The organism is Kitasatospora sp. NE20-6 (assembly GCF_045862635.1).
The window spans coordinates 146,774-159,421 of sequence record NZ_BPRL01000006.1 but is presented as its reverse complement, the minus strand read 5'-3'; the positions used below and the strand labels follow the sequence as shown (position 1 = coordinate 159,421).

13 protein-coding genes are annotated in these 12,648 nt (G+C 73.9%); 9 read left to right on the top strand and 4 right to left on the bottom strand.

The genetic code is table 11. From position 1 onward, the window contains the following. The first annotated feature begins 42 nt into the window (after nucleotides 1-42). From cysC to SNE206_RS07645, 8 genes are all read left to right on the top strand, one after another. Nucleotides 43-633: an adenylyl-sulfate kinase gene (cysC, locus tag SNE206_RS07680; protein WP_407912727.1), complete on the top strand. Its 591-nt coding sequence runs from the start codon at nucleotides 43-45 to the stop codon at nucleotides 631-633. Further along, a complete protein-coding gene (gene cysD / locus SNE206_RS07675; RefSeq protein WP_407912605.1) occupies nucleotides 630-1,568 on the top strand; it encodes a sulfate adenylyltransferase subunit CysD in 939 nt (312 codons plus the stop codon). Before cysC ends, cysD begins: the two co-directional genes overlap by 4 nt. A gap of 1 nt (nucleotide 1,569) precedes the next feature. Then, a complete protein-coding gene (locus tag SNE206_RS07670) occupies nucleotides 1,570-2,904 on the top strand; it encodes a sulfate adenylyltransferase subunit 1 (protein WP_407912604.1) in 1,335 nt (444 codons plus the stop codon). Between the two features lie 249 nt (nucleotides 2,905-3,153). After that, nucleotides 3,154-4,308, top strand: coding sequence for an aliphatic sulfonate ABC transporter substrate-binding protein (locus tag SNE206_RS07665; RefSeq protein WP_407912726.1), 1,155 nt, complete (start codon nucleotides 3,154-3,156; stop codon nucleotides 4,306-4,308). 131 nt (nucleotides 4,309-4,439) lie between these two features. Continuing rightward, nucleotides 4,440-5,246 (top strand): ABC transporter ATP-binding protein, encoded by an 807-nt coding sequence (locus tag SNE206_RS07660; protein ID WP_407912603.1) that lies wholly within the window; start codon nucleotides 4,440-4,442, stop codon nucleotides 5,244-5,246. Continuing rightward, entirely contained in the window at nucleotides 5,233-6,132 is a 900-nt protein-coding gene (locus SNE206_RS07655; protein WP_407912602.1) for an ABC transporter permease, read from the top strand. The genes SNE206_RS07660 and SNE206_RS07655 overlap by 14 nt, the downstream gene beginning before the upstream one ends. A gap of 11 nt (nucleotides 6,133-6,143) precedes the next feature. Continuing rightward, the gene (locus tag SNE206_RS07650) at nucleotides 6,144-6,920 is read left to right on the top strand and encodes a sirohydrochlorin chelatase (RefSeq protein WP_407912601.1); all 777 of its coding nucleotides are present in this window, start codon (nucleotides 6,144-6,146) and stop codon (nucleotides 6,918-6,920) included. 190 nt (nucleotides 6,921-7,110) lie between these two features. Continuing rightward, nucleotides 7,111-7,884, top strand: a complete 774-nt coding sequence (locus SNE206_RS07645) for a DUF998 domain-containing protein (protein WP_407912600.1) — start codon at nucleotides 7,111-7,113, stop codon at nucleotides 7,882-7,884. A 135-nt stretch (nucleotides 7,885-8,019) separates the two neighbouring features. On the opposite strand, the gene SNE206_RS07640 is transcribed toward SNE206_RS07645, so the two are convergent. From SNE206_RS07640 to SNE206_RS07630, 3 genes are all read right to left on the bottom strand, one after another. Beyond that, complete coding sequence (locus SNE206_RS07640; RefSeq protein ID WP_407912599.1) at nucleotides 8,020-8,253, bottom strand: hypothetical protein; 234 nt, start codon at nucleotides 8,251-8,253, stop codon at nucleotides 8,020-8,022. A 193-nt stretch (nucleotides 8,254-8,446) separates the two neighbouring features. Next, complete coding sequence (locus tag SNE206_RS07635) at nucleotides 8,447-8,893, bottom strand: hypothetical protein (RefSeq protein ID WP_407912598.1); 447 nt, start codon at nucleotides 8,891-8,893, stop codon at nucleotides 8,447-8,449. Further along, a complete protein-coding gene (locus SNE206_RS07630) occupies nucleotides 8,890-9,516 on the bottom strand; it encodes a TetR/AcrR family transcriptional regulator (RefSeq protein ID WP_407912597.1) in 627 nt (208 codons plus the stop codon). Before SNE206_RS07630 ends, SNE206_RS07635 begins: the two co-directional genes overlap by 4 nt. 105 nt (nucleotides 9,517-9,621) lie before the next feature. Here SNE206_RS07630 and SNE206_RS07625 point away from each other — a divergent pair, with 105 nt between their 5' ends. Further along, complete coding sequence (locus SNE206_RS07625; RefSeq protein WP_407912596.1) at nucleotides 9,622-10,704, top strand: ABC transporter permease; 1,083 nt, start codon at nucleotides 9,622-9,624, stop codon at nucleotides 10,702-10,704. A 220-nt stretch (nucleotides 10,705-10,924) separates the two neighbouring features. On the opposite strand, the gene SNE206_RS07620 is transcribed toward SNE206_RS07625, so the two are convergent. Next, complete coding sequence (locus tag SNE206_RS07620) at nucleotides 10,925-12,598, bottom strand: DEAD/DEAH box helicase (RefSeq protein WP_407912595.1); 1,674 nt, start codon at nucleotides 12,596-12,598, stop codon at nucleotides 10,925-10,927. Nucleotides 12,599-12,648: the final 50 nt, after the last annotated feature.

Genomic DNA, 12,648 nt, shown 5'->3' with positions numbered 1-12,648 from the left:
CGACACGATTCCAGGAGACCCACCGTGACGACAGCCGACACCCTGGGCCGCGGGGACTCCGCCGGGTACGCCGCGGCGGCCACCGCGGCCGACCCCAGCGAGCGCGGCGCCACCGTGTGGCTGACCGGGCTGCCCAGCGCGGGCAAGACCACGCTGGCCTTCGCCCTGGCCGAGCGGCTGCGCGCCGAGGGCCACAAGGTGGAGGTGCTGGACGGTGACGAGATCCGGGAGTTCCTCTCCAAGGGCCTCGGCTTCACCAGGGAGGACCGGCACACCAACGTGGCGCGGATCGGCTTCGTCGCCGAGAAGCTCGCCGCGAACGGCGTGAAGGTGCTCGCCCCGGTGATCGCACCCTATGCGGACTCCCGCGCCGCCGTCCGCGAGCGGCACGCCGCGCTCGGCACCGACTTCCTGGAGATCCACGTCGCCACCCCCGTCGAGCTCTGCGCCGAGCGCGACGTCAAGGGGCTGTACGCCAAGCAGGCCGCCGGCGAGATCTCCGGACTCACCGGCGTGGACGACCCGTACGAGGCACCGGAGAGCCCGGAGCTGCGCCTGCAGACCCAGGGCCGCGCGGTGGCCGACTCGGCCGCCGAACTTCACGCCTTCCTGACCGAGAGGGGCCTGGCATGACGACCGCCACGCACAGCCTCCTGGACACCCAGGAGAACCCGTACGCGCTGTCGCACCTCGACGCCCTGGAGGCGGAGTCGGTGCACATCTTCCGCGAGGTGGCGGGCGAGTTCGAGCGGCCGGTGATCCTCTTCTCGGGCGGCAAGGACTCCATCGTCATGCTGCACCTGGCGCTGAAGGCCTTCTGGCCGGCCGCGGTGCCGTTCTCGCTGCTGCACGTCGACACGGGGCACAACTTCCCCGAGGTCATCGAGTACCGCGACCGCACCGTGGCCGAGCACAACCTGCGGCTGCACGTCGCGCACGTGCAGGACTTCATCGACGACGGCCGGCTGCGCGAGCGCCCGGACGGCACCCGCAACCCGCTGCAGACCGTGCCGCTGCTCGACGCGATCGAGGGCAACAAGTTCGACGCCGTCTTCGGCGGCGGCCGCCGCGACGAGGAGAAGGCCCGCGCCAAGGAGCGCGTCTTCTCCCTGCGCGACGAGTTCGGCGCGTGGGATCCGCGCCGCCAGCGCCCCGAGCTGTGGTCGCTCTACAACGGCCGGCACGCCGTCGGCGAGCACGTCCGGGTCTTCCCGCTCTCCAACTGGACCGAGCTGGACGTCTGGCAGTACATCGAGCGCGAGGGCATCGAGCTCCCCGAGATCTACTACGCCCACCACCGCGACGTGTTCAAGCGCGACGGCATGTGGCTGACCGCCGGCGAGTGGGGCGGCCCCAAGGACACCGAGCCGGTCGAGCAGCGTCTGATCCGCTACCGCACCGTCGGCGACATGTCGTGCACCGGCGCCGTCGACTCGGACGCCGCCACGATCGCCGACGTCATCGCCGAGATCGCCGCCAGCCGCCTCACCGAGCGCGGCGCCACCCGTGCCGACGACAAGATGTCCGAGGCCGCGATGGAAGACCGCAAGCGCGAGGGGTACTTCTAAGATGACCACCACTCCGGAGACCATCGCCGCGACCTCGCTGCTGCGGTTCGCCACCGCCGGCTCGGTCGACGACGGCAAGTCGACCCTCGTCGGCCGGCTGCTGCACGACTCCAAGTCGGTGCTGAGCGACCAGCTGGAGGCCGTCGAGCACGCCTCCCGCAACCGCGGCCAGGAGGCCCCCGACCTCGCGCTGCTCACCGACGGCCTGCGGGCCGAGCGCGAGCAGGGCATCACCATCGACGTCGCGTACCGCTACTTCGCCACCGCGCGGCGGCGGTTCATCCTCGCCGACACCCCGGGCCACGTGCAGTACACCCGGAACATGGTGACCGGCGCGTCGACCGCCGAGCTCGCCGTCGTGCTCATCGACGCCCGCAACGGCGTCGTCGAGCAGACCCGCCGGCACGCCGCCGTCGCCGCGCTGCTGCGCGTGCCGCACGTGGTGCTGGCGGTCAACAAGATGGACCTGGTGGAGTACGCGGAGCCCGTCTTCGCCGCCATCGCCGAGGAGTTCACCGCGTACGCGGCCTCGCTGGGCGTCAAGGACGTCGTCGCGGTGCCGATCTCGGCCCTGGCCGGCGACAACGTGGTCGAGCCGTCCGCGCACATGGACTGGTACGGCGGCCCGACGCTGCTGGAGCACCTGGAGACCGTCTCGGTCGTCGGCGACCCCAGCAGCGAGCCCGCCCGCTTCCCCGTGCAGTACGTCATCCGCCCGCAGACCGAGGAACACCCCGACTACCGCGGCTACGCGGGCCAGCTCGCCTCCGGCGTGCTGCGCGTCGGCGACCCGGTGACGGTGCTGCCCTCCGGCCGCACCACCACCGTCGCGGGGATCGACGTGCTCGGCACGGAGACGGACATCGCCTGGGCCCCCCAGTCGGTGACCGTGCGCCTCGCCGAGGACATCGACGTCTCGCGCGGCGACCTGATCGCGGCCGACCCCGCCCCGGTGCCCACCAAGGACATCGAGGCCACCGTCTGCCACCTCAGCGAGCGGGCCCTGCGCCCCGGGGCGAAGGTGCTGCTCAAGCACACCACCCGCACCGTGCGCGCGCTGGTCAAGGAGATCTCCTACCGCATCGACATCGACACGCTGGAGCAGCGTTCCGGTGCCGACGGCCTGGAGGTCAACGACATCGGCCACGTGGTGCTGCGCACCGCGGAGCCGCTGGCGCTCGACAGCTACTCGGACAACCGCCGGACGGGCTCCTTCCTGCTGGTCGACCCGGCCGACGGCACCACCCTCACCGCCGGCATGGCGGGCGAGGCGTTCGACACCGTACGCACCACCACGGACGACATCACTTCGGGCGACGAGGAGGACTGGGTCTGATGCCCAGCGAGGCGTTCTCGGGCATGGACAAGGAAGGCGGCCGCATCGGCAGCGGCGTCCTCGGCAGCGGCCAGGGCGGACTGACCCGATGTGGGGGCGGACAGGGGCACTGATCCCCTGTCACCGGGCCGGTCTCCTCCCACAGCGGACACCGCCCGGCTTGCCCGGCATGTGACATGCCGTCAGCACCGCACCCATCCTGCCTCCTTGGCGCCGCGCAGGCGCCCCACCATGAACGGGACACTCCTCATGGCACCCAGCACCTCCTCCACGCATACCCCGGCCCGCTTCGGCAGCGGTCGCTTCAGACGGTCCGCCGTGGCGGCCGTCGCCGCGCTCACCGCCACCACCCTGCTGTCGGCTTGCAGCTACGGCGCGAACAAGAGCGACGACAAGGCCTCCGCCGCCCCGGCCGCCTCGGCCTCCGGTGCGACCAAGCTCTCCGCGGACACCGTGAAGATCGGCTACTTCGCCAACCTCACGCACGGCACCGCGCTGGTCGGCCTCAAGGAGGGCCTGATCCAGAAGGAGCTCGGCTCCACCACGATCAAGCCGCAGATCTTCAACGCCGGGCCCGCCGAGATCGAGGCGCTGAACGCCGGCTCCATCGACATCGGCTGGATCGGCCCCTCCCCGTCGATCAACGGCTTCACCAAGTCGGACGGCAAGTCGCTCCGCATCGTCGGCGGTTCGGCCTCGGGCGGCGTCAAGCTGGTCGTCAACCCCGACAAGATCAAGACCCTGGACGACCTCAAGGGCAAGAAGATCGCCACCCCGCAGCTCGGCAACACCCAGGACGTGGCGCTCCTCAACTACCTGTCGACCAAGGGCTACAAGGTCGACGCCTCGTCCGGCGCGGGCGATGTCAGCGTGGTCCGCACCGACAACAAGGTGACCCCGGACGCGTACAAGTCCGGCTCGATCGACGGCGCGTGGGTGCCCGAGCCGACCGCCTCCAAGCTGGTCTCGCTCGGCGCCAAGGTGCTGCTGAACGAGAAGGAGGTGTGGCCCGACGGCAAGTTCGTCATCACCAACATCATCGTCTCGCAGAAGTTCCTCAAGGAGCACCCGGACGTGGTGGAGGCCGTGCTGCGCGGCTCGGTGAACACCAACGCCTTCATCAAGGCCAACCCGGAGAAGGCCAAGGAGGCGGCCAACGCCGCGATCAAGGAGGCGGCCGGCAACGCGCTGGACGCCAAGATCCTCGACCCGGCCTGGCAGGACATCGAGTTCATCGACGACCCGCTGGCGAACACCCTGCAGGCCGAGGCCGACCACGCGGTGACCGCCGGTCTCCTCAAGAAGCCGACCCTCACCGGCATCTACGACCTCACCCTGCTCAACAAGGTGCTCGCGGCCCAGGGCAAGCCCGCCGTGGCGGACGCCGGACTCGGCGTCAAGTGACCCGCACCCGATAGCCCCGCGGTCCGCCCCGCCCCCGCCCAGTCGATGCCCAGTCACCGGGCGGGGCGGGGCCGGACCCCGGCCCACAGCCACCAGCCGCCAGCCCGTCCACTCACGGAGGAGGTCCCCGGATGACCCCGGCACTGACCACCACGGAGCCCGTCGCCAACGCCATCGCGGACGCCATCGAGCGCCCCGCCGTCCGTCTCTCGCACGTGCACAAGTCGTTCGGCCGTCCGGGTGCCGCCACCCACGTCCTGGACGACATCACGCTGGACGTCGCCCCCGGGGAGTTCGTCACCCTGCTCGGCGCCTCCGGCTGCGGCAAGTCGACCCTGCTCAACCTGGTCGCCGGCCTCGACCGGCCCACCGCGGGCGACATCGAGGTCGCGGGCGGACGCCCCGCCCTCATGTTCCAGGACCACGCGCTGTTCCCGTGGCTCACCGCCGGCAAGAACATCGAACTCGCCCTCAAGCTCGCGGGGGTGCCCCGTGAGGAGCGCCGCCCCGAGGCCGAGCGGCTGCTGGAGCTCGTCCGGCTCGGCGGCTCCTACCGCAAGCGGGTCCACGAGCTCTCCGGCGGCATGCGGCAGCGCGTCGCCCTGGCCCGCTCGCTCGCCCAGGGCGCCAACGTGCTGCTCATGGACGAGCCGTTCGCCGCGCTCGACGCCATCACCCGGGACGTCCTGCACGGCGAGATCACCCGGATCTGGGCCGAGCGCAACCTCACCGTCCTGTTCGTCACCCACAACGTGCGCGAGGCCGTCCGCCTCGCGCAGCGCGTCGTGCTGCTCTCCTCGCGCCCCGGCCGGGTCGCCAAGGAGTGGCGGATCGACCTGCCCCAGCCGCGCCGCATCGAGGACTCGGGCGTCGCGGACCTGTCCGTCGAGATCACCGAAGAGCTGCGTGGGGAGATCCGCCGCCATGTCCAGCACTGACACCCCCACCCTGGTCAAGGACCGGGCCGACGACACCGCGAGCGTCGAGGCCGGCCTCGACGCCCTCGACGCCGTCCAGGTGCAGCGCACCCCGGTGACGGAGGTGCTGCGCCAGAAGGTGCTGCCGCCCGTCCTCGGGGTCCTGCTCGTCCTCGCCGTCTGGCAGCTCGCCTTCAGCCTGGAGCTGACCACCCCGGACAAGCTGCCCAGCCCGTCCGACGTCTGGCAGTCGCTCAACGACCTCTGGCTCGACGGCACGCTCTTCTCCATCATCTGGACGAGCGTGTGGCGCGGCATCTCCGGCTTCCTCGCCGCGGTCGTCATCGGCACCCCGATCGGCCTGCTGGTCGCCCGGGTCAGGCCGGTGCGGGCCGCCCTCGGGCCGGTCCTCGCCGGCCTGCAGTCGCTGCCCTCGGTCGCCTGGGTGCCCGCCGCGGTCATCTGGCTCGGCATCAACAACTCGGCGATGTACGCGGTGATCCTGCTCGGCGCCGTGCCGTCCATCGCCAACGGCCTGGTCTCCGGCGTCGACCAGGTGCCGCCGATCTACCTGCGGGCCGGCCGCACCCTCGGCGCGACCGGCCTCGCCGGCGCCCGGCACGTGCTGCTGCCCGCCGCCCTGCCCGGCTACCTCGCCGGCCTCAAGCAGGGCTGGGCGTTCTCCTGGCGCTCCCTGATGGCCGCCGAACTCATCGCCGCCTCCCCCGACCTGGGCGTCGGCCTCGGCCGGTACCTGGAGAACCAGCGCGAGTTCTCCGACATGTCCGGCGTCCTGCTCGGCATCATCCTGATCCTCGTCGTCGGCGTCGCGATCGACCTGATCGTGTTCTCCCCGCTGGAGCGCCGCGTGCTGCGCAACCGCGGCCTGCTGGTCACCACCCGCTGAGGACGACGGCCATGCGCACCGGCACGCCGCCCGCCCCCACCACCTCCGGTGGGGCGGGCGGTCCTGCCCTCCTGCTCGTCGCCCACGGCAGCCGGGACCCGCGGCACGCCGCCACCGTGGACGCGCTCGTCCACCGGGTCCGGGCGCTGCGGCCCGGCCTGGACGTCACCACCGCCTACCTCGACCACTGCGCCCCGCGGATCGCGCAGGTCGCCGGGCGGCTCGGCGACGCCGTCGCCGTGCCGCTGCTGCTCAACCGGGCCTTCCACGCGAAGACCGACATCCCCGCCGCCCTGCGCACGGCCGGCGCCGACCTGCCCCTCGCCGACGTGCTCGGGCCGTCCCCGCTGCTGCTGGACGCCCTCGACCGCCGCCTCGCCGAGGCCGGCCTCCCGCTGCGCACCGCCGCCCAACGCGCCCGCACCGGTGTGGTGCTGGCCGCCGCGGGCTCCTCCGACCCCGCCGCCGACGCCGCCACCCGGGCACTGGCCGCCGCCTGGCGGCGCAGCCGCGGCTGGGCCGCCGTCGAGGTCGCGTACGCCTCCGCGGACGGGCCGCGGGTGCCGGAGGCGCTCGCCGCGCTGCGGGCCGCGGGCGCCGTACGGACCGCCGTGGCGCCCTACCTGCTGGCCCCCGGACGGCTGCCCGACCGGATCGCGGCTGCCGCGGGCGACGCGCACGTGCTCGCCGAGGTGATCGGCGCGGCCGAGGAGGTGGCGGTGCTGCTGCTGGACCGGTACGACGCGGCGCGGTCGTCGGCCGGTGCCCGGCGGGCGCTCTCGGCCTGACCGGCGCCCGCGGGTCGGCTGCGCCCGCCACGGCTGCCCTCCGCTGCGGCCCGGACGATCGGTGTGCACGGACGATAGGCGTGCACGGACGTTCTGCCTGCACGGACGGGCAGGTGACGCGGTTTCGGGGTGTGCGGCCCAGGGAAAATCGGGAGGTACCGATCATTTCGGGTGAGTGAGGGGACCTCTCATGACCCACCGTGACTCCGGAACCGACCCGCACCTCCAGAACTCGCAGCTCCAGAACTCCCACCTCCCGGGCCCTCAGCTCCCGGAACCGCAGGCCCGGGACCACCGCGACCGGGACCACCGCGACCAGGACCCGCGGACCGTGCAGCGCCTCCGCTTCGGCATCGGCATCATCGGCTTCCTCCTGCCGATCGTCCTCCTGGTCGGGAACAGCCTCACCTCGGCGCGGTTCGTGCTGCTCGCCTCCATGAGCGCGTCGTACTACACCCACATGCGGAACATCTTCGTCGGCAGCCTGTGCGCCATCGGCGTCTTCCTGATCTGCTACCGCCACGACCGGCGCGAGGACCGGCTGAGCACGCTGGCCGGGGTGTTCGCGGTCCTGACGGCGCTGTTCCCCACCCTGCCGCCGGCATCCGTCGTGCCGCACCCCAGCCACGTCCAGACGACCATGGGCGTCCTCCATCTCTGCTTCGCCGCAGGGCTGTTCGGCGTGCTCGCGTTCTTCTGCCTCCGGCTGTTCGGCGACGGCCGGGGCCTGCCCGGGGCCCGGATCCGGGGCACGGTCTACCTGGTGTGCGGGTGGGTGGTCGTCGGCTGCATCGTGATGATCGCCGTCGCCGAAGTGCTGCACTTCGCCTGGGACTTCCCGCTGACACTGACGTACCTCGGGGAGACGGTGGCGGTGTTCGCGTTCGGCGTCGCGTGGCTCGTCAAGAGCGAGGCGATCGTCGCCGTCCCGTCCGCGGCCTCACCGGGCCCCGCACCGGCCTGAAGACTGCCTCCTCGGTGACCTCCGGGAGGGCGTCGCTGCTCGGCCCCGGGGCCTCCACGGGCGCTACTTCACTCCCCATTCCCGGCCCGCTGGCCGGCGGGAAGGAAGCGATCCGGCTGGAGCACCGGGCGGGGCCTACGCCAGGCCGTCCACCGAGTCGTCGAGCAGCTTGCGTTCGTAGTCGCCGAGGCACGGGAAGAGCGTGCCGCAGTCGCGACAGGCCCGGGCGAACTGGGCGACGAACGTGGGCCGCGCCCTGAAGAGCTTCGGCCGGGGAAACTTGAAGTGCAGGAAGTTCGGCGCGAGCGCCTCCGTCGTCAACTCCCCCACCGGGCTGAGCCGGTCCGACCCGCACACTCCGCATCGCATACCGCGCACCCTACCCGCGTGGTCACGGCCTGCGCCGGGGGTCCGTCAGATCCGGGCCGATCGGGAACGCCGGTCCGGGCGCGGGCCGTTGCCGGCGGATGCCCGTCGGCACACGTGTTCGCACGACCGGCTCGCAATCGAACGCGCGGGCGTCCGGTTCACGCGCCCCCGCGCTCCCCGCGGGTCCGGACGGTCACCCGTCCGCCCGGGCGACCGCCGCCCGGTAGCGCGGGTCGGCGGGGTCCGCGTCCGCCCAGCGCCAGGCCCCGGCGGCGCACGCGCGTTCGTACGGGGTGCCGGTGGAGAGGACGGTGAGCAGGTGCTCCTGCAGGCGGCGGGCGCCGACGGCGGTGACGAGCGCGGCGGCGAGCCAGCGCGGGGAGCTGGGGTCGTCGTCGTGGACGAGGGCGGCGAGGACCTCGCGCTCGTGGGTGCGGGTGAGCGCGCGGTCGGCGACGAGCGCCCGGTAGACCGTCTGCCGCTTGTGGCCGACGCGGTGGTACTGCGGGTAGTGCGGGTGCCGGGCGGCGAGGGCGGTGACGCGGGGGTCGTCGTCCGGCGGCGCGCAGGTGAGGCCGAGCGCGGCGAGCAGGGCGTCGAGGCTGCGTTCCTGCCGGTCGAGGGGGTGGGCGGGGGTCACGGGGCGGCCTCCCGGCGGAGGCCCATGCGGGTGAGGGCGTGCAGGCCGGCCCGGACGGTCTCCGGGTCGACGTCGCCGAAGAGCGCCTGCTGGGCGATGAAGCCCTGGGCGGTGGCGATCAGGGTGCGGGCGACGTCGTCGGGGTCCGTGTCGGGCGGCATCAGGCCGGCCGCCCGGTAGTCCTCGACGAGGTCGGTCCAGATGTCGCGCATCACGGCGTAGCCCTCCTGGAGCGCGGCCGCGAGCACGTCGTTGCGCAGCGTCTCCGTCCAGACCTGGATGATCAGGCGGGCGAAGGCCCGGCGGTCGCCGTCGGGCGACGCCTGCTCGAAGACGGTGGTCAGCACCCGCGGGAGCAGGATGTCGGGGGTGGGCGGCGGCACGGCCCTGGCGGCGTCCGCGAACGCGGCGCGGACCTGGCGGAAGCACTCCCCGGCGATGGCCGCGACGATCTCGTCCTTGCTCGCGAAGTAGCGGTACACCGCACCGGCCGACAGCCCGGACTCGCGCAGCAGGTCCTGCATGGACGTGGCGTGGAAGCCGTTGCGGGCGAAGCAGCGGGCCGCACCGTCGAGGATCTGACGGCGGCGGGCGTCGAGGTGTGCCTGGGATACGCGGGCCATGGTCGAAATCCTAAAACGAACGTTCATTCTTGACAAGCCACCCCGCCGGGCGGAGAGTGGAGCTCGGTAAAACGAACGATCCTTCTCTTTGAATCGAGGGCAGCCATGACCAACGCCCCCACCATCCGGACCACGACCACCACCACCGCCCCGGCCGCCGCTGCCCCGGCCGCCGACACCAGCACCGGCACCGGCACCCGTCGGTTGTCGACCCGGCGCCGCCTCCTCGCCGTCTGGGTGCTCGTCCCCGCCCTGGTGGCGCTCGCCCTCTGGGCGTTCGCCTGGCCCGCCGCCCGCACCGCCCCGCGCAACCTGCCGGTCGGCGTCGCCGGCGCACCCGCCGCCGTCTCCGCGATGGAGAAGCAACTCGCCGCACACCCGGGCGCGTTCGAGATCCACCACTACCCGGACGGCGCCGCCGCCCGGCAGGCCGTCGAGGACCGCACCGTCTACGGCGCCCTCGTCGCCGGCCCCGGCGGGCCCGAACTGCTGACGGCCTCCGCCGCCGGCCCGACCGTCGCGCAGACGCTGCGCACGGCCGTCGCCGAGGGCCCCGACGGCACCGCCGTCCACGTCACCGACGTCGTCCCGGTGCCCGCCGCGGACCCCCGCGGCGCCGTGTTCGGCGCGGGCCTGCTGCCGCTGGTCATCGCCGGGGTCGCCTCCGGCGCCACCGTCACGCTGCTGCGGCTGCGCGGCGCCCGGGCCATGGCCGGCCTGGCCGGCTCGGCCGTGCTCGCCGGACTCGTGGGCACCGCCGTCGCACACAGCTGGCTCGGCGTGCTCACCGGCTCGTGGTGGGCCGAGGCCGGGGTGATCGCCCTCACCACCCTCGCGGTCGGCGCCGGTGTCGCCGGCACCGCCGCGCTGATCGGCACCGCCGGCATCGGGGTCGGCGCCCTGGTCATGGTGCTGCTGGGCAACTCCTTCTCCGGGGTCACCTCCGCGCCGGAGCTGCTGCCCGCCCCGGTCGGCGACCTCGGCCAGCAGCTGCCGCCCGGCGCGGCGGGCGCCCTGCTGCGGTCGGTCTCCTACTTCGGCGGCGCCGGGGCCGGCGGCCCGCTGTTCACCCTCGCCCTCTGGGCCGGCCTCGGCCTCACCGCCATCGGCCTGGCCTCCGCCCGCCGCCGCACCCCCGCGCCGGACGAGGCCGTCGCGGTGCCGGCACCCGTCGGCGCACCGGCCTGACACGACACGGCACGCCGACCGGACGCCGACCGGCTCATGCTCGGGGCAGGACGGGGGCAGGGCCGGTGCCGCAGGCGGGGCCGCTCACGCCGGAGGGGCGCCGGACCCAGCTGGGTCCGGCGCCCCTCCGGGCGGTCCGGTACGGCCTGACGCCTGGCACCTGACGCCTGGTACCTGGCGCTTGGTACCTGGCGTTTGGCGCCTGGGTACCCGGCCGGGGTCAGTCGGTGGCGCGGCGCTGGCGCCCGGTGCCGTAGTTGCCGCCGCTGCGGGAGCCGCTGCCGGGCTTGGCACGGCCGGAGGAGCGGCCGATGAAGCCGGCCGCGGTGCGGCTCGCACCGGCGCCGGCCCCGGCGCCGCTGCCGGCACCCATGCGCTGCTTGGGCCGGGCCTGGCGGGCGTTGCCGTTGGCGTCGACGTCCTTGGGCAGCGTGGAGCGCTTGCCGGGGCTGCGGCGCCGGCCGCCGGCCGCGCCGGTGCCCTCGGCCTTGGCGGCCGGTTCGGCGGCCTCGGGCACGGTGAGGGCGACGGGCACGCCGCTGGGGGTGCGGGCACCGGTGATGCGGCGCAGCTCGGCGTCGTCGGGGCGGATCTTGGTGACGGTGGGCCGGATGCCGGCGGTGCCCATGAGCTTGTTGACGTCGCGGCGCTGCTCGGGCAGGACGAGGGTGACGACGGTGCCGGACTCGCCCGCGCGGGCGGTGCGGCCGCCGCGGTGCAGGTAGTCCTTGTGGTCGATCGGCGGGTCGACGTTGACGACGAGGTCGAGGCCGTCGATGTGGATGCCGCGGGCGGCGACGTTGGTGGCGATCAGCGCGGTGACGCGGCCGTCGCGGAACTGGTCGAGCACCCGGTTGCGCTGGGGCTGCGACTTGCCGCCGTGCAGGGCGGCGGCGCGGACGCCGGTCGCGAGGAGCTGCTTGGCGAGGCGGTCGGCGCCGTGCTTGGTGTGCACGAACATGATCACCCGGCCCTCGCGGGAGGCGATGTGCGCGGTGGCGGACGCCTTGTCGGCCGGGTCGAGCTGGAGGACGTGGTGGTCCATGGTGGTGACGGCGCCGGCCGAGGGGTCCACGGAGTGGGTGACCGGGTCGTCCAGGAAGCGGCGGACGAGGCGGTCGATGTTGCGGTCGAGGGTGGCGGAGAAGAGCATCCGCTGGCCGCCCTCGGCGACCTGCTCCAGCAGCTTGCTGACCTGCGGCAGGAAGCCCATGTCGGCCATCTGGTCGGCCTCGTCGAGCACCGTGACGGTGACGTCGGAGAGGTCGACGTCGCCGCGGTTGATGAGGTCGTCGAGGCGGCCGGGGGTGGCGACGAGGACCTCGGTGCCGCGGCGGACCAGGTTGGCCTGCCGGCCGATGGGCATGCCGCCGACGACGGTGGCGATGCGCAGCTGGAGGGCCTGCGCGTACGGCGACAGGGCCTCGGTGACCTGCTGGGCGAGTTCGCGGGTGGGCACCAGCACGAGGGCCAGCGGGTGGCGGGCGGCGGCGCGCTTGCCGGCGGTGCGGGCGAGCAGCGCGAGGCCGAAGGCGAGGGTCTTGCCGGAGCCGGTGCGGCCGCGGCCGAGCACGTCGCGGCCGGCGAGGGCGTCGGGCAGGGTCGCGGACTGGATCGGGAAGGGCTCGGTGACGCCTTCACGGGTGAGGGCGGCGAGGAGCGGCTTCGGCATCTCCAGCTCGGCGAAGGTGGCCGCCGGCGGGCGGGCCGGGGTGCCCTCGACGACGGTGAACTCCTGCGTCGCGGGGGCGGCGGTGCTGCGGGGTGCCCGGGGTGTCCGGGGGGCGCGGCGGTCGCCGGCGGCTGCCGTGCGGGTGCTCGCGGCGCGCTGGGGGCGGGCTGCGCCGCCGGTGCGGCGGGAGGTGCCGCGCTGCGGGCGTGCTTGATCGGTCATGGTGCTCCGTCCTGATCGGCCGGCGGTCACGGTGGTGCCGTGCGCTCGGA

What these genes read in the sequence shown, in the direction of transcription:
- SNE206_RS07630 (WP_407912597.1), bottom strand. Translation starts at nt 9,516, where the DNA reads ATGGCCCGCGTATCCCAGGCACACCTCGACGCCCGCCGCCGTCAGATC.
- SNE206_RS07645 (WP_407912600.1), top strand. Translation starts at nt 7,111, where the DNA reads ATGACCCACCGTGACTCCGGAACCGACCCGCACCTCCAGAACTCGCAG.
- SNE206_RS07625 (WP_407912596.1), top strand. Translation starts at nt 9,622, where the DNA reads ATGACCAACGCCCCCACCATCCGGACCACGACCACCACCACCGCCCCG.
- SNE206_RS07660 (WP_407912603.1), top strand. Translation starts at nt 4,440, where the DNA reads ATGACCCCGGCACTGACCACCACGGAGCCCGTCGCCAACGCCATCGCG.
- SNE206_RS07655 (WP_407912602.1), top strand. Translation starts at nt 5,233, where the DNA reads ATGTCCAGCACTGACACCCCCACCCTGGTCAAGGACCGGGCCGACGAC.
- cysD (WP_407912605.1), top strand. Translation starts at nt 630, where the DNA reads ATGACGACCGCCACGCACAGCCTCCTGGACACCCAGGAGAACCCGTAC.
- SNE206_RS07665 (WP_407912726.1), top strand. Translation starts at nt 3,154, where the DNA reads ATGGCACCCAGCACCTCCTCCACGCATACCCCGGCCCGCTTCGGCAGC.
- SNE206_RS07620 (WP_407912595.1), bottom strand. Translation starts at nt 12,598, where the DNA reads ATGACCGATCAAGCACGCCCGCAGCGCGGCACCTCCCGCCGCACCGGC.
- SNE206_RS07670 (WP_407912604.1), top strand. Translation starts at nt 1,570, where the DNA reads ATGACCACCACTCCGGAGACCATCGCCGCGACCTCGCTGCTGCGGTTC.
- SNE206_RS07640 (WP_407912599.1), bottom strand. Translation starts at nt 8,253, where the DNA reads ATGCGATGCGGAGTGTGCGGGTCGGACCGGCTCAGCCCGGTGGGGGAG.
- SNE206_RS07650 (WP_407912601.1), top strand. Translation starts at nt 6,144, where the DNA reads ATGCGCACCGGCACGCCGCCCGCCCCCACCACCTCCGGTGGGGCGGGC.